General features: G+C 61.9%; 19 protein-coding genes and 1 pseudogene. 8 read left to right on the top strand and 12 right to left on the bottom strand.

What is annotated here, in order from left to right; translation table 11 throughout:
• Window positions 1-24: 24 nt before the first annotated feature.
• The gene (locus SOQ14_RS04025; RefSeq protein ID WP_322896773.1) at window positions 25-636 is read left to right on the top strand and encodes a LysE family translocator; all 612 of its coding nucleotides are present in this window, start codon (window positions 25-27) and stop codon (window positions 634-636) included.
• A 39-nt stretch (window positions 637-675) separates the two neighbouring features.
• Here SOQ14_RS04025 and SOQ14_RS04020 read toward each other — a convergent pair.
• Window positions 676-1,435, bottom strand: a pseudogene (locus SOQ14_RS04020) (IS5 family transposase).
• Window positions 1,436-1,653: 218 nt separating this feature from the next.
• Between SOQ14_RS04020 and SOQ14_RS04015 the strand changes: the two are divergent.
• Entirely contained in the window at window positions 1,654-2,289 is a 636-nt protein-coding gene (locus tag SOQ14_RS04015; RefSeq protein ID WP_322896772.1) for a response regulator, read from the top strand.
• Here SOQ14_RS04015 and SOQ14_RS04010 read toward each other — a convergent pair.
• Window positions 2,275-4,530 carry a sensor histidine kinase gene (locus SOQ14_RS04010; protein WP_322896771.1) on the bottom strand — a complete coding sequence of 752 codons (2,256 nt, stop codon included), beginning with the start codon at window positions 4,528-4,530 and terminating at the stop codon, window positions 2,275-2,277. The genes SOQ14_RS04015 and SOQ14_RS04010 overlap by 15 nt on opposite strands.
• Before the next feature lie 294 nt (window positions 4,531-4,824).
• Between SOQ14_RS04010 and SOQ14_RS04005 the strand changes: the two genes are divergently transcribed.
• The 4 genes from SOQ14_RS04005 (at window position 4,825) to SOQ14_RS03990 (ending at window position 13,020) form a co-directional block, all read left to right on the top strand.
• On the top strand, window positions 4,825-10,581 hold the full coding sequence (locus SOQ14_RS04005) for an autotransporter domain-containing protein (protein WP_322896770.1): 5,757 nt from the start codon (window positions 4,825-4,827) through the stop codon (window positions 10,579-10,581).
• Between the two features lie 489 nt (window positions 10,582-11,070).
• Complete coding sequence (locus tag SOQ14_RS04000) at window positions 11,071-11,982, top strand: GNAT family N-acetyltransferase (protein ID WP_322896769.1); 912 nt, start codon at window positions 11,071-11,073, stop codon at window positions 11,980-11,982.
• 286 nt (window positions 11,983-12,268) lie between these two features.
• Entirely contained in the window at window positions 12,269-12,742 is a 474-nt protein-coding gene (locus SOQ14_RS03995) for a flavin reductase family protein (protein WP_322896768.1), read from the top strand.
• On the top strand, window positions 12,733-13,020 hold the full coding sequence (locus tag SOQ14_RS03990; protein WP_322896767.1) for a hypothetical protein: 288 nt from the start codon (window positions 12,733-12,735) through the stop codon (window positions 13,018-13,020). Before SOQ14_RS03995 ends, SOQ14_RS03990 begins: the two co-directional genes overlap by 10 nt.
• Here the strand turns inward: SOQ14_RS03990 and cofD are convergent.
• Genes cofD through SOQ14_RS03975 form a run of 3 tightly spaced genes read right to left on the bottom strand, consistent with a single transcriptional unit; the run spans window position 13,017 to window position 15,348 of the window.
• Window positions 13,017-13,946, bottom strand: coding sequence for a 2-phospho-L-lactate transferase (gene cofD / locus SOQ14_RS03985; protein ID WP_322896766.1), 930 nt, complete (start codon window positions 13,944-13,946; stop codon window positions 13,017-13,019). The two genes, SOQ14_RS03990 and cofD, sit on opposite strands and share 4 nt — an antisense overlap.
• Window positions 13,943-14,698 carry a coenzyme F420-0:L-glutamate ligase gene (cofE, locus tag SOQ14_RS03980; RefSeq protein ID WP_322896765.1) on the bottom strand — a complete coding sequence of 252 codons (756 nt, stop codon included), beginning with the start codon at window positions 14,696-14,698 and terminating at the stop codon, window positions 13,943-13,945. Before cofE ends, cofD begins: the two co-directional genes overlap by 4 nt.
• Window positions 14,699-14,715: 17 nt before the next feature.
• The gene (locus SOQ14_RS03975; RefSeq protein WP_322896764.1) at window positions 14,716-15,348 is read right to left on the bottom strand and encodes a TetR-type transcription factor C-terminal domain-containing protein; all 633 of its coding nucleotides are present in this window, start codon (window positions 15,346-15,348) and stop codon (window positions 14,716-14,718) included.
• Window positions 15,349-15,550: 202 nt separating this feature from the next.
• Between SOQ14_RS03975 and SOQ14_RS03970 the strand changes: the two genes are divergently transcribed.
• Window positions 15,551-16,909, top strand: a complete 1,359-nt coding sequence (locus SOQ14_RS03970; RefSeq protein WP_322896763.1) for an MFS transporter — start codon at window positions 15,551-15,553, stop codon at window positions 16,907-16,909.
• Window positions 16,910-16,911: 2 nt separating this feature from the next.
• Window positions 16,912-17,361, top strand: a complete 450-nt coding sequence (locus SOQ14_RS03965; protein ID WP_322896762.1) for an acyl-CoA thioesterase — start codon at window positions 16,912-16,914, stop codon at window positions 17,359-17,361.
• 3 nt (window positions 17,362-17,364) lie between these two features.
• Here the strand turns inward: SOQ14_RS03965 and SOQ14_RS03960 are convergent, their stop codons facing one another.
• From SOQ14_RS03960 to SOQ14_RS03930, 7 genes are all read right to left on the bottom strand, one after another.
• Complete coding sequence (locus SOQ14_RS03960) at window positions 17,365-17,811, bottom strand: MaoC family dehydratase (protein WP_322896761.1); 447 nt, start codon at window positions 17,809-17,811, stop codon at window positions 17,365-17,367.
• Complete coding sequence (locus SOQ14_RS03955; protein ID WP_322896760.1) at window positions 17,808-18,986, bottom strand: acetyl-CoA C-acyltransferase; 1,179 nt, start codon at window positions 18,984-18,986, stop codon at window positions 17,808-17,810. Before SOQ14_RS03955 ends, SOQ14_RS03960 begins: the two co-directional genes overlap by 4 nt.
• 16 nt (window positions 18,987-19,002) lie before the next feature.
• Window positions 19,003-21,261 (bottom strand): TonB-dependent receptor, encoded by a 2,259-nt coding sequence (locus SOQ14_RS03950; protein WP_322896759.1) that lies wholly within the window; start codon window positions 21,259-21,261, stop codon window positions 19,003-19,005.
• Between the two features lie 33 nt (window positions 21,262-21,294).
• A complete protein-coding gene (locus tag SOQ14_RS03945; protein ID WP_322896758.1) occupies window positions 21,295-22,065 on the bottom strand; it encodes an enoyl-CoA hydratase/isomerase family protein in 771 nt (256 codons plus the stop codon).
• A gap of 6 nt (window positions 22,066-22,071) precedes the next feature.
• Window positions 22,072-23,163, bottom strand: a complete 1,092-nt coding sequence (locus SOQ14_RS03940) for an LLM class flavin-dependent oxidoreductase (protein ID WP_322896757.1) — start codon at window positions 23,161-23,163, stop codon at window positions 22,072-22,074.
• Between the two features lie 101 nt (window positions 23,164-23,264).
• Window positions 23,265-24,209 carry an acyl-CoA dehydrogenase family protein gene (locus SOQ14_RS03935; protein ID WP_322896756.1) on the bottom strand — a complete coding sequence of 315 codons (945 nt, stop codon included), beginning with the start codon at window positions 24,207-24,209 and terminating at the stop codon, window positions 23,265-23,267.
• Between the two features lie 9 nt (window positions 24,210-24,218).
• Window positions 24,219-25,364, bottom strand: a complete 1,146-nt coding sequence (locus SOQ14_RS03930; protein WP_322896755.1) for an acyl-CoA dehydrogenase family protein — start codon at window positions 25,362-25,364, stop codon at window positions 24,219-24,221.
• Window position 25,365 lies beyond the last annotated feature (1 nt).

Below are 25,365 nucleotides of genomic sequence, written 5' to 3'. Positions count from 1 at the left end.
GGCAGGCAGCGCGAGGGGGCTGGTTTGGACATTCTCGGCTTTGCGCTGGCGGTGCTGCTGATCGAGCTGACACCGGGGCCCAACATGGCGTGGCTATCAGGCCTTGCCGCCACCGAAGGCAAGGCGGCGGGGCTCGCGGCGGTTGCCGGCGTGGCGCTGGGCTTGCTGATCAATGGCCTGCTGGCGGCGCTCGGCCTTGCGGCACTGCTGCAAGTCGCTCCGCAATTATGGAGCGCGCTGCAATGGACCGGCGCTGCGATGATGATCGTTCTTGCGATCGAAACCTGGCGCGGGGCGGGGAACGGGCGTCTGGCGCGCCCGGTTTCAAGCACGGTGCGGCGCGCTTTTTTGACCGGGGCGCTGATCAATCTGCTCAACCCCAAGGCCTATGTGTTCTTCGTGGCAGTGGCCCCGCGATTTATGGGCGGGGCAACGCTCAGCCTTAGCAACGCCGTGCTGCTGGCGGTGGTCAGCGCCAGCATTGCGACGGTCATTCATCTCGTGCTGGTGATCACGGGAGCACGTGCACAGGTCTGGCTTGCCGATCCCCAGCGGATGCAAGTCGCGCGGCGCGGGTTTGCACTGGTGATGCTGGCGGTGGCCGCGTCGTTCCTGCTGGCTGATGTCGGCGCCTAGCGGCATTGGCCTCCCTTTCAGGGCTAGGCCGTAGACTCATTACGCGGCGCACCAGATGCGAGTGCAGACGAGTTTGACGGCGGCGAGGTAGTTTTCGGGGCAGTTGTCGTAGCGCGTGGCAATGCCCCGGAAGTGTTTGATGCGGTTGAAGAAGCGTTCGACGAGATTGCGTTGCCGATAGAGGCAGCCCGAGAATGCAAAGCGCTGCTTGCGGTTGGAGCGCGACGGAATGTTGGCCCAGGCATTCTTGTTGGCAGCCGCTTCACGGATGGCGTTGCTGTCGTAACCCTTGTCGGCCAGCAACGTGGCGCCTTCGGGCATGGCATCAAGCAGTGCTTCGGCCTCCCGGCTGTCGTGAACCTGACCGCCCGTCAGGCCTAGCGCGACGGGACGACCATCAGCGTCAACGAGGGCATGGATCTTGCTCGTGAGGCCGCCTCGGGAACGTCCCATGCCGCGATCATTGGCTCCCCCTTTTTACCCGTCGCACCATGCTGGTGGACGCGGACACAGGTAGAATCGATCATCACGATATCGCCTTCGAAAGCTGCGGAAACCGCTGCCATAAGCAGGTCCCACACCCCAGCTTTGCGCCAGCGGACGAACCGGTTGTAGCAAGTCGTCGGGGGGCGTAGCGCTCGGGTATCTCGGCCCATGGCGAGCCTGTTCGGAACCGCCAGAGAATGCCGTTCAGCACGCGCCGGTCATCAACGCGGGGAACGCCGCGCGGCTTGTTGGGCAGAAGCGGCTCGATAATCGACCATTCCCTGTCCGTCAGTTCGTAGCGTCGCCGTTTCATCCAAAGCTCCTTCCTGAAGCCTTGAATCAACCCACGGAACTTCCCGCAAGTCAGTTTATGAGTTTACGGCCTATTCTCAAGGCGTAGCGGACAGAGGCGGGCCCGCATAAAGTTGCTGGTGGGAGATGCAGGGCAAGCCAAGAAACATTTGGGTTGCACGACACGGCTTTTGCCCCGCACATAGCGCTTTCGCACGACACGTGCGGGAGCTTCCATCAATGGCCTGCGACACGACAGCACCCCACCGTCACAAGATCCTCATTGTTGATGACCATCCTTTGACGCATGGCGGGCTGCGTCTGCTGTTTTCGCAGCACCCGCAATTCGAGGTGGTGGGCGCGCTTGATCGCTGCGAAATCACCACGGCTTTCATCCGATCGCAGCCGGTCGATATTGTGCTGCTTGATCTCAACATGCCTGAGGTGCGCGGCGTGGATGTGCTGGCAGATATTGTCGGCGCGCACGACATGACGGTGATCGTGCTTACCGGCGAGACCCAGTTCGGCGAAATTGACTATGCGCTCAAGCTCGGCGCGCGGGGGGTGGTCAGCAAAGGCGATCCGCCCGAGGAGATCATCGCAGCCTGCGAGGCCGCGCTGGCGGGCGATATCTACATTTCCAGCGGCATGCGCGATGGGCTCGCCGCGTTTGAGCAGATCGCTGTCTCGCTGTCAGCGCGGCAGATGGCGATCCTGCACTATCTGGCGCAGGGTGAAAGCAACAAGGAAATCGCCTATCGCCTGTCGATCGCGCAGCCGACTGTATCGTTCCACATTGGCGAGCTGCGCCGCAAGTTCAATGTCCCGAACAATCGCAAGATCGTGGAACATGCACGGACCTTAAAGCTGATATGATGCCACCCGCAGGGCGGGATGCTGCGCCATTTCGTGCGAGAGCGGCTTGATCAGCATCAGGCTTGCCAGCTCGCTGATGCGACCGCGGGTGATCGAGGTATCATCATAGGTGGCAGCAATCAGATTGCGCTCGCGCGCTTGCGGCGCGTCAGCCGCGATCGTTTCGAATTCGCCGCGCTTATCAAAGTCTGCAAGCCGCCATCCGGGCAAGCGCACTGCCATCTCGTCAAGGCTGCACGGCGTCACCCGCGCAAACGCGCAGCACAGGCTGATCCGCAAGCTGGTGCCCGCAGGCGTGGTTTCACGGATCGACAAGGTGCCGCCAAGGCTTTCGATGATCTGCTTTGCTGAACCGAAGCCGGAGCCCGTAATCACGCCGTTGCCTTCCCGCGCCCGCGGCAAAACCCCCTTCAGCAACTGCGCGGCGACATCGGGCGTCATGCCGCTGCCAGTGTCGGCGATTTCGATGATCGCGGTGTCATCATCGATCTCCAATGTGATCTGGGCGCCGCCCGCAATGGTATGGTGCAGGCTGTTGCTCAGCAGATTGGCAAGCGCACGCATCAGCAGCGGCCGGTCGGAAACGATCGTGGCTGCACGGTCGATCTGCGCATGGAGGGTCAGCCCCTTGCTCGCAAAGGGGGCCTTGAACATCATCAGCAGCGGCTCGATCAGGGCCTCACCCTTGAAGGTGCTGAGCGCGATGAAGTTGGACTGGCTGCCGATAATCGTCGCCCCCGACATCGTGGTGGCGGCGATTTCGCTGAGATAATTGGCCGAGCTTTGCAGCATCTGGGTGAGATCGCGGTGCACACCATCGGCATCGCTGCGCTTGAGCACGCTCACCGCGGTGTTGAGAGCGAGAATGACCTGTCTGCTATCGTGACCCGATGCGTGGAGCAGGGCGTTCTGATTATCGACAGCCATCAACGCCGCTTCGCGCTCTTCGGCGAGACGCGCAGCCTCTTCGCTGATGCGCAACCGCTCTGCCATGGATTGCGCGTACTTGGCGTCGGCCTCCTGGCGCTCGGTCTGGATTTTCCTGAGGTTGAGGCCCAACGCCAGCGTCACCATCAGGACTTCGAACAGGCCCACAGGCCCGACCCAGTGCCAGTTGATCGGCAGCCAGGTCACCAGTCCCATCGAGGCCACCGCCCCATAGATGATGAAAAATGCAAGGCTCGCCCAGCCGACCAGCAGCGGCCAGAGCTGGCGCCCGATGTGACGGATCGCGAAAATGCCCACCCACGGCAGGAACAATGCGACTGCGCCTGTGACCAGCCACGCCAAGGCATGCAGCGCGCCGCGCACTTCAGGGCCAAAGAAAGCCAGCGCAGGTTGGAGCGCAATGGCGACCGCGCCGACGATGATCAGCGCAAGCAAGGCCTTGTCCAGACGCGGCAGGTTGTGCTGCGTTTTCAGGAAGGTGCGGGCAAATTGTGCCATCGAGACGGCAAAGGCGCATTTGATGCCATCCTCGATCATGACGCTGAGCAGCGGTTTGTCGGCCAGCAAGAAGATTGTCAGATAGCCTTCGGCATGAATGGTGTTGATCGCAAAGAAAGTCTGCGCGAGCGCGAGCCAACCGAATTCGCGGTGCCCGGTGATCGAAAAGAACACGAAATTCAGGAAGGTCAGCACCGCGATCCCGAGCACCACGCCCGAAACCATCGCGATATTGGTGCGGCGATCCTGAAAGAAGGTGCCGTAGGTTTCCAACCGCAGGGGCATGTAGGTCGAATTGTCCGACAGGAAATCGATCACCATGGTCCTGGTCTGACCGGGATCAAGCGTCACCTCGGCGCTGAAGGCCTGATAGGTGCGCAGATTGGCCTGTGCCGCGGCTGGATCGCTGCCATTGATAATGGTGTGAAACTGTCCGTCGGCAAATTCATAAAGGCGAAAATAGCTCAGCGAGCCGCGCCCTGTGGTAAGGATCCACGTGCCCGCCTCGGTGCCAGTGTTGCGGACTCGTATAGTGAGAGCGGTGCGCTGTCCGGGCGGGCCGAAATGTTCGACGCCGGCCGGATTGGCGCGCAGTGGCAGATCCAGCATGCGTTCGATCGGCACGGGAAGCGGGCCGATCTCCTTGGTGTAACGGATCGCCGATGACAGCGGCGGACCGTCTTTCCCGGCTTCTAGCGCCACGATTGGCAGCGAGGGCATGGCCGCCGCAGGCGATGCGAAGATCGCCGCCATTAGGGCGACGATCATGGCAACAAGATGCGACCGATGCGGCATTAGCCAAACCTTCCTCCGCGAAGCAATTCTTGTCAATCGTTTTGAATAAGCTGAGAAAAATCCTTAAAGTTTGCTTTCAAGCAAGAAAAAGCAATGAGAACAAGGCCTCGCGCGAACCCAAAATTCATTGGGTAGACGAGCCCTGCGCCCCCCACCTATCCGACCCGCACAATGACGCCAATCGCGCGTGCGCAGGTGCATCCAGAGGGCGGGGCAGTTCCCCAAAAATGGACAGTCTGCACACGCGGGATCGTGTTCGTGGCGTGCAATGTGTTCCAGAGGGGGACTTTCGAAATGGCCAAGACTTCCAAAACCCAGCTTCTGACAAGCAGTGCCATCGCAGGGGTTGCGATCATGCAATTTGCCCCGGCGGTGCAGGCTCAGGAAAACTTTGGAATCCGCAACCAGCAGCCTGAATTGCTGGAAGTCGTGGTTGATGCCGACGAAACCGTCGAAGGCAATATCATCGGTGTCTTTGGCGACACTGGCCCGGTCGTGGTTACGAACAACGGGTCGATCCGCGGCAATGGCTTCAATGGCGGTTCGCTGCAAACATTGCCCGGGGGCGGTGTGGTGATCGCGCAGGGCGGCTCGTCGGTGACCAACTTGGGTGACATTTCGGGCGCGCAATTCGGGATCACCACAATCAGCTATCTCGATCCTGCAACCGGGCAGTTTGAGAGCCGCGCGATCAACACCACCGTGGTGAACAGCGGTTCGATCTCCGGCGAACAGGATGATGGTGTCCGCCTGATTGGCGGCGGGGTTGTGCAGAACAGCGGGACGATCAGCGGCACCGGCAGTGCTTTTGCAGACGGCATCTCGATGTTCCCCTTCGCTGACCAGGCGAACGAGAATTACGCCGCACTGGTTGAAAACGGCGCCACCGGCAGCATCGCCGGGCAGCGCTTTGGTGTGATCCTCTCGGCTGGCGGTGATGTCACCAATGATGGGACCATAATCGGGGTCACCGGCGGTGTCTTTATTCAGGGTACGGCGCTGAATGTGGCCGAGGGGGAGGTGCGCAGCGGTTTGACTGCAAGCGTCACTAATACCGGCACCATCAGCGGCACGGGCAATTTCGGATTTGGCGGGATCGACGGTTATGGCGTCGGCTTTGGCGGCGATCTGGCGACAGCATCGCTGGTCAACGCGGGCACCATCACCAGCGCTTTCAACGCTGGCGTGCGCCAGGGTTCGGCAGCAGCGCTGACAATCACCAACGAGGCGACGGGCATTATCGAGGGCGGCACCTCAGGGGTCTTGGGGCTTGGCAGCGGATCCCTGACGGTGATCAACGCCGGGGTGATCCGTGGCAATGGCACCTATGATGGCTTTGATGCCTCGCCTGATGCGGGCGTCAACATCACCGCTGCCGGTTCGAGCGTTGCCAACAGCGGCATGATCTCGGGAGCGGGCGGCGGGATCACCACCGCATTCGTCCCCGGCCCGCAGCCGGGAGAGTTTTTCGGTCGCGCCATCGGCACGGTGGTGACCAACACCGGCACGATTGCAGGCGAGAGCAATGATGGCGTGCGCCTGATTGGCGGCGGCAGCGTGGTCAACAGCGGTGCGATCAGCGGCACGGGCGGGGCCTTGGCCGACGGGATCTCGATGTTCGCCTACACCGATCAGGCGATCGAGAACTACTCCGCGCGCGTCGAGAACAGCGCCACGGGTACGATTACCGGCCAACGCTTCGGGATGATCCTCTCGGGCGGCGGGGATATCGCCAACGCCGGTGCGATCACCGGCGGCAATGGCGGTGTGCTGATGCAGAGCGGCCCGTTCAACCTCACTGGCGGGGCCGTGCCTCCGGGCCAGACTGCCACTGTGACGAACACCGGCACGATCAGCGGCACGGGCAATTTCGGATTTGGCGGGATCGACGGTTATGGCGTGGGCTTCCTCGCCCAACTGGCGACAGCGTCGCTGGTCAACGCGGGCACCATCACCAGCACGTTCCACGCCGGGGTTGCGCAGAGGTCTTCGGCAGCGCTGACAATCACCAACGAAGCGACGGGCACTATCGAGGGGGGCACCTCAGGGGTCTTGGGGCTTGGCAGCGGATCCTTGACGCTGGTCAATGCCGGGGTGATCCGCGGCAACGGGACCTATGATGGCTTTGATGCCTCGCCTGATGCGGGCGTCAACATCACTGCTGCCGGTTCGAGCGTTGCCAACAGCGGCACGATTTCGGGTGCAGGCAGCGGGATCACCACCGCATTCGTCCCCGGCCCGCAGCCGGGGCAGTTTTTCGGTCGCGCTATTGGCACGGTGGTGACCAACACCGGCACGATTGCAGGCGAGAGCAATGATGGCGTGCGCCTGATTGGCGGCGGCAGCGTGGTCAACAGCGGTGCGATCAGCGGCACCGGCGGGGCCTCGGCCGATGGTATCTCAATGTTTGCCTATACCGATCAGGCGATCGAGAACTACTCCGCGCGCGTCGAGAACAGCGCCACGGGTACGATCACGGGTGAGCGCTTCGGCATCATCCTGTCGGGCGGCGGGGATATCGCCAACGCCGGTGCGATAACCGGCGGCAATGGCGGCGTGCTGATGCAGAGCGGTCCGTTCAACCTCACCGGCGGGGCCGTGCCTCCGGGCCAGACCGCCACTGTGACGAATACCGGCACGATCAGCGCGACAGGTGACTTCGGGGTAAACGGCATCCTTGGCTACGGCGTAGGTTTTGCGGGCGCGCTTGAGACGGCATCGCTGGTCAACGCGGGCACCATCACCAGCGCGATTAACGCTGGTGTGCGCCAGGGTTCGGCCGCAGCGCTGACGATCACCAACGAAGCAACGGGCATTATCGAAGGTGCCAATTCGGGCGTGGTTGTCTCAGCCGGCAATATCAACCTGACCAATGCCGGGGCCATCCGCGGCGATGGCACTTCGACCGGGACGAGCACGGCCTTTGAAGGTGGTATTCGTCTGCAAGCTGGCACGAACACCATCGCCAACAGCGGAACGATTTCCGGTGCACAATTCGGTATCGTCACCACGCAGCTGTTCAACACCGCCACCCAGACGCTGGAATGGCAGGTTGGCCGCACGCAGATCACCAACAGCGGCAGCATCATCGGTGATGTGAGCGACGGGATCCTTCTGCTCGCCGGTGGCAGCGTGGTGAACAGCGGCACGATCCGCAGCGGTGCCGGTATTGGTGCTGACGGGATCCAGCTGCAATTCATCCCCGGTCAGGATAGCGGCGAGAGTGAAATTGGCATCGTCACGAACCGGGCTGGTGCCACAATAACCGGCGAGCGCTACGGGATCATTCTTGCGGGCGGCGGGGTAATCACCAACGCCGGGACGATCAGCGGTGGCACCAATGGCGTTGCGCTCGTTTCACAGAACTTCCCCGGCAAAGTCGGCACTTTGATCAACGGCGGTACGATCAATGGCGGACTTCTGGTCAATGTTGATCGTGCGCGATTGGAGAACGTTGGCACCATCATCAATGCTAACGGTGCTGGCATCTTGATTGAGGGAGGACGCGCTGACGTCATCAACAGTGGGAGGGTCGGCGGCAATGGTGTGGCGATCCAGTTCAGCGCGGGTGATGATCAGCTTATCTTGAATACAGGGAGCCGTATCGAAGGCTTGAGTGATGGCGCGGCAGGTTTTGACCGTCTGGTACTGGAGGGCAGCATTCTGGAGCTGACCGCTGATCAGGCGATCGGCGATGTCACCGGGTTCGAAAGCCTCGCGATTACCGCCGGCTACTGGAACAAGACGGGCAGTGCGGGCACCTTCGACAGCGTCGTGATTGGCGATGGTGCGGCTTTGCAGATCAACGAAGCTGCTGTGGCCGGTCAAGCCCCGCTGTCGTCGCTGGTGGCCCCTGCGATCACCAATAATGGCCGCCTGGTGCTCAATTTCAGCGATGATGCCGCGCTTACCCAGCTTGCTGGCCGTCCGATTGGCGGAACCGGCGCGTTGCAGCTGATCGGCGAGGGCGTGCTTAGGGTTGCTGGCAGTGCCATGACCCACACGGGTGGCACGACGGTCAGCAATGGCGGGCTGGTGCTTACCGGCACGCTGCCGGGCGATGTGACCACCGAAGGCGATGGCTTCTTCCAGCTGGGCAATGGCGGTACCGAAGGCACCTTCGCGGGCAATCTCGTCAACAATGGCCGTTTCATCTTCAACCGTTCGGGCGATTATGATTTCGTCGGCAATTTCTCCGGCTCGGGCGTGCTCGACAAGCTGGGGAGCGGCGTGCTGGTCTTCCTGGGCGATTATGACTTCCGCGGCACCACCAACATCCTTGCCGGATCGGTGCGGATTGCCGGGGTGATCGACCCGACCACCCAGTTCAACCTCGGTTCGGGCGGGACGCTCGATATCAGCGGCAATGATCAGACGATCGCTGCACTGTCGGGTGAAGAAGAAGCGCAGGTGGAACTGGGCAGCCAGACGCTCAATGTCACCCAGCAGGAGAACACCACCTTTGCAGGCACGGTCACGGGTACCGGTGGTCTCGTCAAGGACGGCGATGGCCTGCTCAACCTGACAGGCGACAGCACCTTCTCTGGGCCGACGGCCGTCAATGGCGGCACGCTGGCCGTGAACGGCTCGATCATTTCGCCGGTAACGGTGAACGAAGGCGGGACGCTGGGCGGCAATGGTTCGGTGGGCAGCACCACCGTCACCAGCGGCGGTGCGATCGCCCCGGGCAACTCGATCGGCCGCCTCACTGTCAATGGCGATCTCGCCTTTGGCGCAGGCTCGTTCTACGAGGTGGAGGTCAACGCTGCCGGACAGGCGGACCGGATCGATGCCACCGGCCGGGTCACCATCGCAAGCACGGCGCAAATGGCGATCCTTGCCGAAAATGGCACCTATGCGCCGCGCACTGATTATGTGGTGTTGACCGGGGCACAGGGCGTGACCGGGACCTTCGGCACGGTGACGACGGACCTTGCGTTCCTCACGCCGTTCCTGCGCTATGGTGCCAATGCGGTGACGCTTTCGCTCTACCGCAACGACGTTTCGTTCGCGGCGGTTGCGGCCAATCCCAACCAGGCAGGGGTGGCTGGCGCGATCCAGGCGCTCGCGATCAACAATCCCCTGTTCGAAACCGTGCTGGTGCAGAATGCCGCCACAGCGCAGGCGACCTTCGCCGACTTGTCGGGCGAAATCCATGCCAGCACGATTGCCGGTCTGACCGACGACAGCCGCCACCTGCGCAACGCCATGCTTGGCATGGCCGCGCCGCAGCAATCCGGGGCCTTCCTGTGGGGCTCGGCTTTCGGCAGCTGGGGCGAGTTTGATGGCTCGGCCACCAATTTCGGGATGGAAGCTGATCACCGTGGCTTCGTCACCGGGGTCGGCTACGGCGGCGAAGGCTTTGGCATTGCGGTCTCGGCGGGTCTGGGTGGCTCGGACTTCGCGCTCGATGGCCGCGCTGACGCATCGGATGTGTCGAGCACCTATCTGGCGCTGCACGGCAGCTTTGCCTTGCCGGGCGGATTCCGCGGCGCGGCGGGTGTCAGCTATGCCTGGCATGACGTGGTGACCAACCGTGCGGTCGGCGGGGCGCTGGCACAGTCGCTCACCGCAAGCCGCGATGCCAAGACCTGGCAGCTGTTCGGCGAAGTCGGCTACACGCTTGCGCTCGGCAGCACTGCGATCACCCCGTTCGCCCGTCTCGCGCATGTCAGCACGGATAGCGACGGCTTCACCGAAGTTGGTGGCAATGCGGCGCTGACGGTGGGTGATGTCGATCAGAAGACGACCTTCCTCAGCCTCGGCGCCCGTGCAGAGTTCGGTGCGGCTGATGCGAAGCTCAAGCCCTATGCTTCGGCAGCGTGGAACCGGGCTTTCGGAGATCGCAATGCTGCGGCGGTTGCGCGCCTCAGCGGCAATGCTCCGGCCTTCACGGTCTCGGGCCTGACGATCCCGCAGGACTCCGCCGAGCTCGAAGCCGGCCTTTCCTATACGGCGGGCAGGCTGAACCTCGGTGCGGGCTATGTCGGCACGCTCGCAGGTGATCGCAACACGCATGGTGCGCGCCTGACGGCACGCTTCAGCTTCTGATCCGCTAGCCGGATTGCAGCATGATGATGGCCGGGGCTGGCAACAGCTCCGGCCATTCTTGTGTGTGGGGTTTGCGGGCGGCGATAGCATGAGCGCGCGTGCGGCGCGGCCCGCTGTGTGGCGGTGCCGACGCGCGCAATCGCACAGCTCCGAGGCTATCAAGCGAAAGGAAAGGTGGTCGGGGAGACAGGATGCGAGTCCACTTTTCCCGACTTCAAAAAAGCTTTCAAACCCGCAGGTTAACACACGCCCGATCAGCGTGTGAAACCCCATGTGACACGCCATGTGATACAAGACAAGAGTCTGCGGGACCATTTTTCGTGGCCCCGGCTTTAGGCGACAGCAGCACGCTTGGCACCTGCAGCTGGATCCGTTCCTGGACGATAGGTCGGATGAAATCGTGCTTTGGTCTCAGCGGGTTACGGGCTCGATCCGGGCCTCTGTCGCTTGAGCTGGACAGGGCGCTCGCGCCGTGTTCTGCCCGCAGTCGTGGCCGATTGGCCGAATCGTGGGTTGCCGCTCGCCAAGGGCATTTCCGCCAATGATCTTGCCCGCCTGTTTCGCGGACACACCGGGAGGATGCTGAGGCAGGTGTGGCGGCTTGGCCCGATGCGCGAGACCGATCCGGGCTTTACGCTGGTCGCGCAGGCCGCCCGGCTGGCGGGCTGGCGGGTGCTGGCGCGGCCTTCGGGAGGGTGGCGGCTGATCGATCTGGCGGCGGCGCGCGTCGAGGGCTGGCCGCGCGGCTCCACTGCCAAGCGCCTGCGCTGCTATGAACGCAACCTTGCCGCACAAGGCGTGGTCGGCTGGCGCCATGTGCGCGGGCAAGACTGGAGCGCACAGGTGCTTGAAGAGCTCGGCCAGATCGAGGCGCAAAGCTGGATCGCGCGCACCACCGATGGCAGCGATGCCAAGTTCCTGCACGCGCATCAGCGCGTCCAATGGCAGCGCGCGCTCAGCGATCCGGTGCTCGCCGAGATGCTGTGCGCCACGATCCTGACCCTCGATGGCCGCCCGGTCGCCTTCTGCCTCGATGTGGATAGCGGCCCCTGCCAATACGGCATTGCAGGCACCTATTGCCAGGATATGGCGCCCTTTCATGTCGGCGAGCTCGTCAATTACCGCGTCATGGCCGATGCTATTGCAGACGGGCAGGGCGTGCTTGATCTGGGCTCGGGCTTCAGCGGCTACAAGCGCGAGATGGGCGCGATCGAAGCCTATCATTTGGTAGATATGCTGCTCATAAGCAGCCCCCTGTTCGCCGCCGTGCGGGGAAGGATGTGGGGCGGGGCGCCCAAGGTCGCGGCAAGCGCATCCACGGCGCTTCAGGATGGTGGGCATGCTGGCCGCGCGGGCGTGTGGAAACCGCTTCCCGACGCGACCGGTTCTGACGGGGTATAAGTCATCCTGGCTGCACTTGCAGCTAGCCATCTGCCTCACTGCGTATCGCGCGCCGGTTGTTGCGGCCGTGTCTGGATAATCGGATCGGGCAGGTTCACCAGCTAAGGCGTAAAAAACATCCTGCGCCGCAAGATAATGATCGCCCACGACGGCCCTAAAGCCACGCACGCCAAGCTCCGCGCTCTTGGCACAAAAGGATCAGACAAAATCCGGCAGGCATTCACGCGCATGAAACTTGACAAGCTTTCCGAAAATACGATACCGACCGGTCGGAATGGGAGGACCTATGCGCTCTGAAGATTACAGGTCAATTGCCTCACGCTGGATCAGTGGCGTATCCATAGTGACTGCATATGAAGATGATGAGCCTGTGGGCGCGGCGGTAAGTGCGGTCATGCCTCTGTCGCTTTCGCCCGCACAATTCGCGATCAGCCTGGCGGCATCGTCATCGACGCTGGCAACCATCAGGCGCACCGGGCGCTTTTGCGTCAACATTCTCTCGAGCAAGCAACAGGATTATTGCCGCCGTTTTTCGGGCCCGCGCGACGAGAGATTTACGAGCCTTGATTACCACCTCGGCATGCTTGGGGTCCCGGTGCTCGGCGATGCTCTTGCCCATGTCGAATGCGAACTGGAGAGCGATCATGTCGGCGGGGATCACGTCATTCTCGTTGGTGCGGCCCGCGCAGGGGCTGCCAATGACTGCGAGCCGTTGGGCTATTTCGGCAGCAGGTTCTGGACGCTTACGCCATGCGCCTAGTGGTTGATGGGGCCGGACAGGTTGTCGCCACCCAAACCGCGGTGTTCACCAGCCTCGATGTTCTGACAACCAACCGAGCCGGGCTTGCTGAAGCCTTTGCAGCGATTGGCACAGTCGAGGATGATCATGTCTGGGTGGACATCGCTTGGCTTCGCAAAGCCTGCGCCAGCCCTTGCGAAGAGTGGCAGGCAGGGTTTGACGCGATGATAGACTTTGCCACGCGCAAGGGCTGGACGCGCGAAAACCGGTTGGTGCGCGCACACGTCGTCTCTGGCTAGAACCGCGCGATCCAGTCCACAACCGCGCGTGCGAGGCGGCGGCGTCCCGCGGCATCGCGCATGATCGTGTCGGTGCGCCGGAACGCCACACCGACGGGGTCGCGATCAGCCTCATCGATCATGATCCCGTCCAGCAATCCGTGATAATGATCGGCAATCGTCTGGACATCAAGCTGCAGTCCGAGTTCGTTCATGATCTTGGCGGTCGGCCCTTTCACCGCCTTGCCGCCGGGCAGGGGCGTGACTGCGATGACCGGCACGGTTGCAGCCTTGAGGTGATCTTTGATTGTTGGCACGGCAAGGATCGGATCGATGCTTAGCCAGGGATTGGACGGCGCGATGATGATTGCGCGCAAATCCTTGCGAGCAAAGGCTTGTGCCACCCCGGGAGCTGGCCGCGCCTGGCGCGCACAGTCCAGATCAATCGAACGCACCATCGGTTCGCAGCGCTGCCTCACAAAATAATCCTGAAAGGTCAGCTGCCCTCTTTCAGTCACTATCATGACGCCGCAATCTTCGTTGCTCATTGGCACAAGCCTGGCGGTCACGCCCATGCAGGAGGCCAGATCGGCGGTAATACGTTCAAGTGTTTCGCCGCTTGAAAGGCGCTCCGTGCGGACGAGGTGCAGGGCAAGGTCCCTGTCCCCCAGCGAAAACCAGTCCGGGCCGCCCAGCTTTGCGACAGTTTCCATCCCTGACCACGTCTCGTCACGCCGACCCCAGCCTTTGACCGGGTCAGCAAGCCCCGCAAGCGTATAGGCGAGGGTATCGATATCCGGACTTATCCGAAGACCGAGATGATTGAAGTCATCACCCGTATTGACGATCGCGGTGACGTTTTCCCCGCCCGCCTCCAGCACCAGTCCATCAACGAGCCGTGCGCCACCAATGCCGCCGGTGAGAACCAGATAGTGATTTGCGCTCATGGAAACAAATCCGTTTGGGAAGGGCGAATGAGGTCACCGGCGCAGCCAGGCACGCCTGGTGCCGCAAAGCCGCGGACCAAGGCGACAGGGCAGCCTTCCGCTCCCTCGCCCATAACGAGCCCGGCCGCAGCTGCCAGCGCATCGGCCACAGCTACTTCGGTGGCGATAAGCATGCGGCCGTTCCGGTCGTACTCGCCCCGGCGGTCCCACAAGGTCGGGATGCCTGCAGCACCAATTGCCACATTGACACTGCCATGACGCCAAGCGCGCCCAAAACTGTCTGAAATCACGACGCCAAGCGCACCACCAAAGCGCTCCGACAAGGTTGCAGCCAATCGCGCAGCAGAGCCATCGGGATCAACGGGCAGCAGCAGGGCATGATCGGCTGCGTCAAGGTTGGACTGATCAATCCCCGCATTGGCCATCACCAGGCCGAGGCGGTGGCGCACGATGAGCACGCCGGGCTTGGCCCGCATTACGGAGGCACTCTCGCGAAGCACCAGTTCCACCAGCCGTGGATCCTTGCCGGTGCGCTTGGCCAACGCAACGGCGTCGCAGGAAGGCTCTACCGCGGCGAGCGCAACCTTGCGCCCTTCCGCTTTGGAGACGATCTTTTGCGCGACCACCACGACATCCCCCACCGCCGGGGGGCACTCGCAAACGAGCGCATCGCCGATCTTCGCTGCCAGATCATCACCGGCGGCGATTTCGCCGATCAGCTTCGGAGCAAAAATTGCCAGCTGCGCCGTCATGGCCGCGATCGTTCAGGTCAACGCGCGGGGGCGGCAACGCCATCCATCACCAACTGCGAGAAAATTCGCGCCACCTCATCCAGCTTGAGGCGGCCTTCGGGTACGTACCACTGATAGGACCACGCGCACATCCCGATGATGCCGAGCCCGGTGATCGCAACATCCATGTCGGAGCGAAACTCGCCGGTTTCGATTCCGCGTGCCAGCAATTTGCGGAAAACGCCTTCAAGCTCGTCGCGGCGTTTGCGGATGTGTTCGAACTTGGGTCCCGACAGATATCGGCGCTCCTGAAAAAAGATCGTCACGTTCGCATGATATTTATCGAGGGCGTGCAGGATCGCATCAATCATGGTGCGTAATTGTTCGGTCGGCGTAAGATCGCGTGCGACGATTTCCTCGATCACTCCCAGCTGATATTCAATGTAATCATCATGGATCAGCAGCAGCAGATCCTCTTTGGATTCGAAATGATGATAAAAAGCGCCCTTGGTCACCCCGGCCTCGTCGGCGATATCCTTTACCGCGGTTCCGGAAAATCCGTCGCGGTTGAACAGCTTTAGTCCGGCCTCGATGATGGAGGCACGTGTCTGGACGGGATCATAGGTTCGGGCTCGGGGCATCGCTGATTTGGAGTCCTTCTTGGCAGCCATTCGACGCTTCCTGTTCCTTCAGAGAATTGAGGTTAGTTGGCGGTGCGCGGCGTTGCAATACCGGCCGGTCGGCTTGATAGCGAAAGATACGCACCAACCGCTCAATCGCCATTGACCTTTGCCTGTTCCCGAGCCACACATTATTCCGACTGGATGGAATGAAATCTGGCGGGGGAGGGACTGGACAGTGGCGGATCTAGGCGTGTCTAACAGCGACACCGAGACGCCAGCCCCGCGTGCGGCGCCCGTCTCCATTGCCGAGGAAGGCTGGCCAAGTGCCGGGCGTGCATGGTGGCACGTCATCGTGCTGACCACCGCCTATGTGGTGTCTTTCGTTGATCGCACGATCATCAGCCTGCTGGTCGAGCCGATCAAGGCGGATCTCGTCATAAGCGATACCGAGATTGCATTGTTGCAGGGACTGGCTTTCGGGTTATGCTATGCATTGATGGGCTTTCCGCTGGGGTGGATGGCAGACCGCCGGTCGCGCCGGACCCTGATAGGTGCAGGATCGACGCTCTGGGGTGTCGCAACCGCCTGGTGCGGGACGGCGGGAAGCTTTGTCCATTTGTTCCTTGCCCGGGTTGGGGTGGGGATTGGCGAGGCGAGCCTGTCACCTGCCGCGCTCTCGACGATCAGCGATTTGTTTCCGCGCGACAAGCGTGGGCTGCCAATCGGGCTTTACACCATGGCGGTATCGCTCGGTTCGGGGCTGGCGCTTATTCTGGGCGGTGCAGCGCTGGCGTGGATCACGACCTTGCCGCCGATACCCCTGCCCTATTTTGGCGTGCTGGCACCGTGGCGCATGGCTTTTGTTTCGGTGGGCCTGGGCGGAGCGGTTCTCCTGCTCTTGCTGCTGGCCACTGTGCGCGAGCCGCGCCGCCGGACCTCTCCCCTCGCGAACCAGAGCGCGCCCTCCGACAGCATCCTGCGATACATGCTGGAGCATCGCCGGTTTTTCGGCCGTCATTATGCCGGTGTCGCGCTCTATTCGATCCTTGTGAGCGGCGTGCTGTCGTGGGCGCCGACGCTATTCATCCGGCGCTTCGGCTGGAATGCAGGCGAAGTTGGGCTTTATTACGGGATGCTGTTCCTGGTGTTTGGCGGCCTAGGCACGATCCTCGGTGGAGCTCTGTCAGGCGTGCTCCAGCGGCGCGGGGTCAAAGGTGCACCGGTATGGATTGCGGGCTGGGGCGTGGCCCTTGTCACGCCTTTCATGGTGGTCGCCGGGCTTACAGACAACGCCTCGCTTGCGCTGTGGTGCTTTGCTCCGGCATTGATGTTCTTCACCTCGCCCGGCGCAACCGCGGTGCAGGCCATTCAGGATGCTACGCCCGGCCATCTCCGGGGCAGGTCGGCGGCCGTCTATTCCTTTGCGGTTACCATCATAGGGATGACTTTAGGGCCGCTCATCGTAGCCTTCTTCACCGATGCTGTGTTTGGCGATCCGATGGCAATCGGCAAGGCATTGGCTCTTACCGCTGCGCTGTGCGCTCCGCTCTCAGGAGCTCTCATTTTGTGGGGTGTGCGGCCATTTGAGCAAACCAGCGAAGGGCTGTGATCATGACGACAAATGCGCCCATCTGCATCACCGCGCGAGTCCGCTTTGGCGATTGCGATCCGGCAGGCATTGTCTTCACGCCGCGCTATGGCGGCTTCGTGTTCGAGGCAGCCGAGACATGGCTCGAAGCAGTGATGGGCCTCTCGGTGCATCAGCAGCTCAACAAAGGGGAGATCGGCACACCGGTGCGCTCTCTGACGACTGACCTGCACCGCTCGCTTCGTCCCGGCGACCGGTTTGCGAGCACAGTCTATGTAGAAGCGATTGGGCGCACCAGTTTCCGCCTGCTGGTGATTGGCCGACGCGGAGACGGGGTGTTATCGTTTGTCGGGCGCATGACTTGCGTGACCACCGACCCATCGCACCGCTCAGCCATGCCGCTGAGCGAAATGTACCAGCAGCGCCTGACGCAATATCAGGCTGACTGCGGCGATATTCCCGCCATCGCCTGAGACTTATACGAAGACAATCCCGATCATGTCGGCAATGCAGGCAGGCTTGGCCTGTCCTTCCACCTCGACCACAACCGCAGTTGTCAGGCGCGCGCCTTCACCATGCGGCTGAACAGCCGTAAGACTGGCATGACAGCGGATCCGGTCTCCGGGGCGCACGGGAGAGACGAACCGCAAGCGGTCGGTGCCATAATTGACCCCCGCCTTGGCCTCGAGCCAAGGCACGCCGGCGAGCATTGCAGGAACCAGCGAGAATATCAGCAGGCCGTGTGCCACTGGGGCTCCGAATGGCCCTTCGCGGAGGGCGCGCTCGACATCGATATGGATCCACTGCCGGTCGCCCGATAAATCCGCATAAGCTGTGATCATGGGCTGATCGATCGTCATCCAATCGCTCGGTCCCCAGGTCTCCCCGATGCGCGCGGTGAGGCGTTCCACCAGCCCGCTCATGACACGATCTCGAACAGGCCAGCGGCCCCCATGCCGCCACCCACGCACATGGTCACTACGCCCCACTTAGCGCCGCGACGCCGCCCCTCAATGAGGATATGGCCCGCCATACGCGCGCCCGACATCCCGAACGGATGCCCAAGCGCAATCGCCCCCCCGTTCACATTGAGCCGTGCGGGATCAATCCCGAGGCGGTCCTGACAGTAAAGCACTTGCACAGCGAAGGCTTCGTTAAGCTCCCACAGGTCGATGTCATCGATCTGGAGGCCATGACGCTCCAGCAGTTTGGGAACAGCAAACACCGGGCCGATGCCCATCTCATCGGGCTCGCAGCCTGCCAAGGCAAAGCCGCGGAACAGGCCTAGGATCGGCACGTTTCGGCGCGCCGCCTCGTCGGCCCGCATCAGAACCAGCGCAGCGCCGCCGTCGGACAGCTGGCTGGCGTTGCCGGCTGTGACTGTTCCCTCAGGCATCACCGGAGGGAGTGTCGCCAGCTGCTTGGCGCTGGTCGGGCGCGGACCTTCGTCCTCAGCGATCGTGACCTCTTGTGCCGCGGTTTCCCCTGATTGCCTGTCGGTCACCAGCTTCGATACGGTGATAGGGACAATTTCATTATCAAATGCGCCCGCGGCCTTCGCCTGGGCGACCCGCCGCTGGCTCTCCAGCCCGAGCGCATCGCAGCGCTCACGCGGGATGCCATAGCGGCTGGCAACCACTTCTGCGGTCTCGATCATCGGCATGAACAGCCCGGGATGGCTGTGCATCAGATCAGGGTCCATCAAGCGGTGCTGATTGATGTGCTGGAGCGTCAGGCTGACAGTCTCCAAGCCGCCGGCGACCGAGACCCGCAATCCTTCGCAGGCAATCTGGTGCGCGGCGGTCGCAACCGCCTGAAGGCCCGACGAGCAGAAGCGGTTGACTGTCTGCCCCGGCACCGCCACGGGCAGCCCCGCCTTCATCGCAGCCATGCGGGCGATGTTCATGCCCTGCGCCCCTTCGGGGCTGCCGTTGCCAATCACGACATCCTCGATTTCCGCCGGGGCAATCCCGGCGCGGGTTACCGCGTGGGCAATCGCATGGGCGCCCAAGGTCGCACCATGCGTGTCATTAAAGGCGCCGCGGAACGCCTTGCCAATAGGCGTCCGCGCGACGGATACAATCGCAACTTCATGCATGGCTCTGTCTACACCCTTAGAAGCTGAAGCGCAGACGGACGCCGTAAGTCTGCGGCGGACCGAAAATTGCGAAACGGTCACCGAGGAACGGAATAACGTTCGTGCGGTACAATTGATCGGTAAGGTTCTTTCCCCAAACCTCAGCGGTGAGCCGCCCGACCCGTACCCCGGCTGCAGCGTCAAGCAGGCCATAGCCCTCCTGGGTGTTCACCGCATTGTTCGCCGGATCGAAGAAGAAAGTGTCCTGCCAGCGATACTCACCGCGCACGAAAGCGTTAACCTTCTCGGTCACGGGAAGCTCAATCTCGCCGCCGATATTGAAGGAATTTTCGGGCGAGAAGATCATCCGGTTCCCGGCCCGATTGATATTGAGGTTGTCGACCAGCTGGACGTATTTGGCATCAAGATATGAGTAGCTGCCCCAGAGAGTAAGCCATGACGTCGGCTTGGCATTGAGATCAAGCTCGACGCCGCGTGCGCGGGCTGCACCGGCGTTGGTGATCCGAAGGATCGGCAAGGGATCCTCAGGTCGTTGCGCGTTCTGGCGCACCTGAAGATCGTCATAATCGGTGTGGAAGGCCGACAGCGCAAAGGTCATACGATTTCCGAATACCCGGCCCTTCATGCCGATTTCATAGCTGTTCGCGGTTTCCGGATCGAACGGCGTGCGTGCAGCTGCGCCGGTGGGAGCCTGCCCTTGAAAGCCGCCCGACTTGAAGCCGCGCGAATAGTTCGCATAGAGATTTACCGATGAACTGATGTCGTAGATGATCGCAAGGCTCGGAGTGAAGGCGCCCCAGCTCTCGCGGGCGGCAATGTCGTATTCTTCGACCGGCGGCGCAGCGATGATAGCATCGATATCAGCGATCGAGACAACTCTAGTGCTGATGTCCTTGGTTTCGTTGGTGTAGCGAATCCCGCCCGTGACTGCGAGGCGATCAGTAATGTTCAGCGTGGCAGACGCAAAAACACCGACACTTTCGGTCTGTGCATCCTGGAACGAGCCACTGATGCCAGTCAGACCGCCCAGCGCGGGAACCCGCGCCCCGATAACAGAGATCAGGTCGGCAATCTCGGTGCGATCCACGCTTTCCTTTAGGTAATAGACGCCTGCAATTGCCGTTGCACGGTCATTCCAGAAGGGTTCTGTAGCAAAGCGGATTTCTTGGCTGAACTGACTGGCCGTTTCCTCTTCGATGTTGAGCGTATCCAGCACCGGATAGGGTGGAGAGCCGATCCCCGTGAAAGCATCACCCAGATTGACATCGCTGGTGCGATAGGCGGTGATCGAAGTTAGTGTGCCCAAATCGCTGCGCCAGTCGATGCGCCCAAGACTGCCGAAAATAGTGCGGTTTTGATAGGTTACGCGCGGAGATTCGGACTCGCGCGGGTTGGTGCTGGTCTGAAAAGCGGTGACCGATCCGAACGGCGGCGGAGTGAACGGGCCTTCCCCCTTGCGCGATTGGCCGTTGTCTGAGTGGTCGCTGTAATCAAACGAAATCAGGACATCCAGATCCGAGGTCGGTGTCCACAGCAACTGGCCGCGCACGGCAAACAGGTTCAGGTTTTCCAGATCCCGGTTGAGGCGGATATTGCGCGCAAATCCATCGCGCGAGCGATGAACCCCGGATAGCGATACTGCCAGAGTCTCGCTGATCGGGCCTGAGACATAGGCGCGAAGATCAAGGGCATTGTAATTCCCGTAAGATGCCTCGGCTGCTCCATTAAAGCTTTGCGATGGCCTACGGCTGATGACATTGACGAGGCCGCCCACCACATTCTTGCCGTAAAGAGTGCCTTGCGGACCGCGCAGCACCTCGACGCGCTCGACGTCGAGGAATTCAAAAGCCTGACCTGCGCCTCGCGCGATGTAAACATCGTCCATGAAAACAGCGACGCTGTTGTCCTGTGCAGCGCCATCATCGGTGGATCCGCTACCGCGGATAAACAGCCGTGGTTGTGCGACGTTGAATGCGGTCATGGTGAAGCCGGGTACGCGGCTTGCCAGCTCGTCGACCCCGCGGATTGCAGCATCGTTGATGGCTTCTGCCGTCAAGGCTGTGATCGAAATCGGCACATCCTGAAGCGACTGGGCGCGCCGCAGCGCGGTTACCACGATTTCCTGGACACCGACATCACTGCGTGCGGCTTCTGCCTCGCGCGCCGGTTGAGAGGTAGCTGGGCTGGTCTGGGCCGCGAGCGGCCCTGCGAGAGTGGCAGCCGCCAGCATAACACCGAATGAGACTCCCGATTTCAGATGCAATTTCTTTGTCATCATTACTCTCCCCCACTTTTTGATTTTTTGAGTTTAGCCTGGTTGCGGCCTGAGCCTTTCAATCAAGCCTTGTGCCACGGGTGATTTCAGAGCCTCTACTGCTCCTGCCACCGTGATTTCGTGATGCTGCTCGCGTTCTGCGGCATCGAGCCGACGGAGCAGGTGTTTGAGTTCGGCGATAACCGTGCGGGGCATCGCCGCGAGGCGCGCTGCAAGCGCGCGGCCAACTTCGACAAGATCAGGGCTTGCGACCACTTCCCGCACGAGGCCAGCGGCCTGTGCATCCCGCGCAGAGCGCTTGTCGGCAAGGGCAAGCCAGTCGAAGGCAGCGCGCCTGCCCATAACGCGCAGCATATCTTGCGCCACGATCGCAGGTACGAGACCAAGCGCGGTCTCCGGCAGGTGAAACGTCGCCCGCTCACAAGCAATCGCGTAATCGCAGCGCGCCACTAAAGACATTCCGAAACCCGCAACCGGGCCATTGACCAGAGCAATGCTCGGCAAGTTGCTTTCGGCAAGCCGATCAAGCGTCCGCCCATTGGCACCAAATTGATCGGCCAGGGCCTGCCTCTCACCGCTGGCCATGGCGACAATTTCATCCAGATCCCAGCCTGCACAAAAGCTGTCGCCTTCACCGGTGATAATCACAGCGCCGACGGCGGGGTCGCGTTCTGCCTGCCCAAGCCCGGCCTCCAGCGCATCGACCACTGCACGATTGGCAGCGTTCCTGCGCTCGGGCCGTGCGAAGGTGAGCGTCGCAACCCCGTCCATCACGCCATATTTGACCACCGGAGCCGCGCTCACTTCGGGTCAGCTTACGGCAACAGCCATTTTCGGAGAGGCAACAGGCTTCTCGGCAAACGCCGGGATCACCTCTTCGGCAAACCTGTGCATTGCATCGAGCGCCGCGCCGCGTGCCAGCGAGGGGATGCGGAACCAGCAAATGTAATGCGTCACCCCGAGCTGTTCCTGAAGCACACCAAGAGTGTCGATGACTTGCTGGGTCGAGCCGAAATTGCCGCCATGCGTCAGGGTCTGCTCGACGCTGAGCAGATCAATGCCTTGCTTGACCTTGTTGTAGTAGGCCTGCTCCTTGTCATCGATCGGGACCAGCCCCTTTTGCTGGCCGGGAATGACATTGCCAACCATCCGGTAATAGCGCAGCGCAGCTTCGGCTGCTTCGCGCTTGCCGGTTTCTGTCGGGCCGACCCAGACCTGCTGCATGTAAGGACGTTCAAAGGCATCCGGCGCGTGCCCGCCTTCGATCAGGCCCTTGGTGTAAAGATCGAAATTCCGCTTCATCAGGGCCAAGGGCGTGAAGTTCGGGCTGGTGATGATGCGCTCGCCCAAGCGGCCCCATTTTTCGAATGATTCCGGCGAGACCGAAGCGTGCAGGATCGGGATTTCCTTCTTGAGTGGCTTGGGATGGACAGTCATGTCCTCATACTGGAAATGCTTTCCAGAATAGTCCCAATTGTCTTCCGCCCATGCCTTGCGAAGCAGCTCGATCGTCTCGGCATAGCGTTCGCCCGAAGTCTTGGGGTCTACATGGAAGCCAGCAAATTCGCGTGGCTGATAGCCGCGGCCGCAGCCCATCATGAAGCGCCCGCCGGACAGAATATCTAGCAAAGCAGCGTCTTCGGCGAGGCGCATCGGATTGTAGAACGGCACCACCATCACCGCTGTGCCGATGGTGATCCGCTTGGTTGCCATGGCCACTGCCGTGCCGAACTGGATGGGATTGCCGAGAATCCCGTAACCGGAGAAGTGATGTTCGGCGAACCAGAAGGAATCAAAGCCAAGAGTATCCGCCAGAACGGCCTCTTCCATCGTTTCCTCAATAACCTCGCGCTCGCTCTGACCCTCGGAAAGGGGAAACAGGTTCATGATTCCGAACTTCATCTTCGCACCTCGATATTAAATCCGACCGGTTGGTATTACCTTAAGGCGCAAGCGATGGCAAGACATTCCGACCGGTATGTTTGAAAGTTTCCTGCCCGCGCTCAGGAGGAGAGAAGTGCACTCCCGATCTCGCGGTTGAGTGCGGCGGCCCGGCCCCAGGCTGCGTCGATTGCAAAGGCCCGCTTAAGATAAAGATGGGGGTCTGCCTCGCGAGTTATGCCCATGCCGCCGTGGGTCTGCACACAGGCCTCGCACGCATAGATCGCTGCGGTGCCAGCGGCTGCCTTGGCCATTCGGGCTGCCTTGACAGCCAATTCCGGCGCGCCTTCCAGCGCCCAGGCCGCGTGGAGCGTTAGCGACCAGGCTGCTTCCAGATCGGCGGTCGCGTGCGCCAGCCGATGGCTGATTGCCTGATAGACGCCGATCGGCTTGCCGAATTGCTCACGCGTGGTGGCGTAGGCCGCAGCGATACGGATCGCGCCGCGCCCGACCCCGCAGGCCTCTGCTGCGAGCAGCACCTGGACCCGTTCCAGCCCATGCCCGCGATCCTCACCCTCGGCAATGACGGAGCCAGGGGTGACCCGGCCAGCCAGACGGGCTGGATCAACCGATCTGACAGCCTCCCAGCCTGCTGCTTCGCGAAGCCGCCAGCGCGTACCGGTACGCTCGACCACTAGGGCGCTCTTACGCGCGGCGCCCACGCCGTGCTCATCCACCAGAGTGGCACGCGCACCGGATCCCAAAAGCCGATCAGCAAGGCCCGCACCGGCCAGCGCATGGACCGACTGGAAATGCGTCAGGAATCCACCGGGCTCGCCAGCCTCGCCCAAAGCCTGCACCAGCAAGGCCGCCTCGACCATGCCGGCCGATCCCCCCTGCGCCTCCGGCACGCCCAGTGCGCTCCAGCCTTCGATCAGTTGCCCATCAGGCGAACCTTCGGGGGATGCGCCATTGAGCAGGGCACGGGCGCGCGCCAGCCCCCCCTTGGCCATGCGGCTGGCGGTATCGGCGATCATTTCCTGATCGGATGTGAACAAGGCTTGCATGGTTCGTCCTCAGCGCGAGCGCGGCAGGCCGAGCACACGCTCGGCAATGATGGATTTCTGCACCTCGTCGGTGCCGCCTTCGATGGAATGCGCGCGGGCTCGCAGATAGCGGTCAGTCCACCAGCTTCCCGAAGTGCCCAGATCATCAAGCGAGCCGGCAAGGCCCTCCTGAATGGCAAGCCGGGTGATATCCTGAATGACACGTGCCCAGATCAGCTTCACTGCGGAGCTTTCCGCCCCCGGCTCGCGGTGCGCTGCGAGTGCCGACATGATGCGGATCCCCGAGACGCGCAGCGATTCCACCTCGCTTGCAAGCTTGCCGAGCTGCGCGCACAAAAGGGGATCATCACTCCGCCCGCTTTGCCTGATCGCCCCGATCAGCCGGTCGAGCACCTGCTGGGCCATGACCTGCAGCATCAGCGCAGCGCCCGAACGTTCGAACGTCAATACCGTGGTGGCGACCGGCCAGCCTGCGTTGATCTCGCCAAGCCTTTCGGCATCGGGCACCCGCACATTCTCGATTGTCATCTCGTTGAATTCGCTGTCGCCGTTGATCATGATAATCGGGCGAATTTCAAAATCGCGGGTGTCGGCCAGCAGGCAGGTTATGCCCTTGTGCTTCGGGGCGGCCGGATCGGTACGGGTGAGAAGAATGCATTTCTGTGCCCGGTGGGCCCATGAGGTCCAGATTTTCCGGCCATTGACCAGCCACTCGTCTCCGTGCCTTTCGGCGCGTGTGGCAAGGCCTGCCAGATCAGAGCCTGCCCCCGGTTCGGAAAAGCCTTGGCACCACACTTCCTCGCCCGAAAGAATCCGCGGAAGATAGCGCTTTTTCTGTTCGTCGGTGCCGTGCACCATGATCGTCGGTCCGACCAGATTAACCCCGATGACATTGATTGGCATCGGCGCGTCGCGCTTGACTGCCTCCTCGTTGAAGATCGCATCATGCACATGCCCCAGGCCGCGTCCGCCATAGGCTTCGGGCCAGGCAATTCCAGCCCAGCCATCGCGGTGCAAGCGGGCCTGCCACGCGATGCTTTGCTCCTCACGCGCCTTGCCGTCTGATGCATGGGCAAATCCGCGCAGGGCCTCGTCGAGCCATGCTGCTGCCTCGGCACGAAAGGCGGCCTGTTCCGGAGTGTCGCGAAAATCCATG

Origin of the sequence: Erythrobacter epiphyticus (genome assembly GCF_034653295.1) — a bacterium.
GTDB lineage: Bacteria > Pseudomonadota > Alphaproteobacteria > Sphingomonadales > Sphingomonadaceae > Erythrobacter.
This window is presented reverse-complemented; position numbering and strand designations above follow the sequence as displayed.

What these genes read in the sequence shown, in the direction of transcription:
- SOQ14_RS03975 (WP_322896764.1), bottom strand. Translation starts at nt 15,348, where the DNA reads ATGGCTGCCAAGAAGGACTCCAAATCAGCGATGCCCCGAGCCCGAACC.
- SOQ14_RS03935 (WP_322896756.1), bottom strand. Translation starts at nt 24,209, where the DNA reads ATGCAAGCCTTGTTCACATCCGATCAGGAAATGATCGCCGATACCGCC.
- SOQ14_RS04005 (WP_322896770.1), top strand. Translation starts at nt 4,825, where the DNA reads ATGGCCAAGACTTCCAAAACCCAGCTTCTGACAAGCAGTGCCATCGCA.
- SOQ14_RS03995 (WP_322896768.1), top strand. Translation starts at nt 12,269, where the DNA reads ATGCGCTCTGAAGATTACAGGTCAATTGCCTCACGCTGGATCAGTGGC.
- cofD (WP_322896766.1), bottom strand. Translation starts at nt 13,946, where the DNA reads ATGAGCGCAAATCACTATCTGGTTCTCACCGGCGGCATTGGTGGCGCA.
- SOQ14_RS03940 (WP_322896757.1), bottom strand. Translation starts at nt 23,163, where the DNA reads ATGAAGTTCGGAATCATGAACCTGTTTCCCCTTTCCGAGGGTCAGAGC.
- SOQ14_RS03955 (WP_322896760.1), bottom strand. Translation starts at nt 18,986, where the DNA reads ATGCATGAAGTTGCGATTGTATCCGTCGCGCGGACGCCTATTGGCAAG.
- SOQ14_RS03930 (WP_322896755.1), bottom strand. Translation starts at nt 25,364, where the DNA reads ATGGATTTTCGCGACACTCCGGAACAGGCCGCCTTTCGTGCCGAGGCA.
- SOQ14_RS03965 (WP_322896762.1), top strand. Translation starts at nt 16,912, where the DNA reads ATGACGACAAATGCGCCCATCTGCATCACCGCGCGAGTCCGCTTTGGC.
- SOQ14_RS04015 (WP_322896772.1), top strand. Translation starts at nt 1,654, where the DNA reads ATGGCCTGCGACACGACAGCACCCCACCGTCACAAGATCCTCATTGTT.
- SOQ14_RS03990 (WP_322896767.1), top strand. Translation starts at nt 12,733, where the DNA reads ATGCGCCTAGTGGTTGATGGGGCCGGACAGGTTGTCGCCACCCAAACC.
- SOQ14_RS03960 (WP_322896761.1), bottom strand. Translation starts at nt 17,811, where the DNA reads ATGAGCGGGCTGGTGGAACGCCTCACCGCGCGCATCGGGGAGACCTGG.
- SOQ14_RS03950 (WP_322896759.1), bottom strand. Translation starts at nt 21,261, where the DNA reads ATGACAAAGAAATTGCATCTGAAATCGGGAGTCTCATTCGGTGTTATG.
- cofE (WP_322896765.1), bottom strand. Translation starts at nt 14,698, where the DNA reads ATGACGGCGCAGCTGGCAATTTTTGCTCCGAAGCTGATCGGCGAAATC.
- SOQ14_RS04010 (WP_322896771.1), bottom strand. Translation starts at nt 4,530, where the DNA reads ATGCCGCATCGGTCGCATCTTGTTGCCATGATCGTCGCCCTAATGGCG.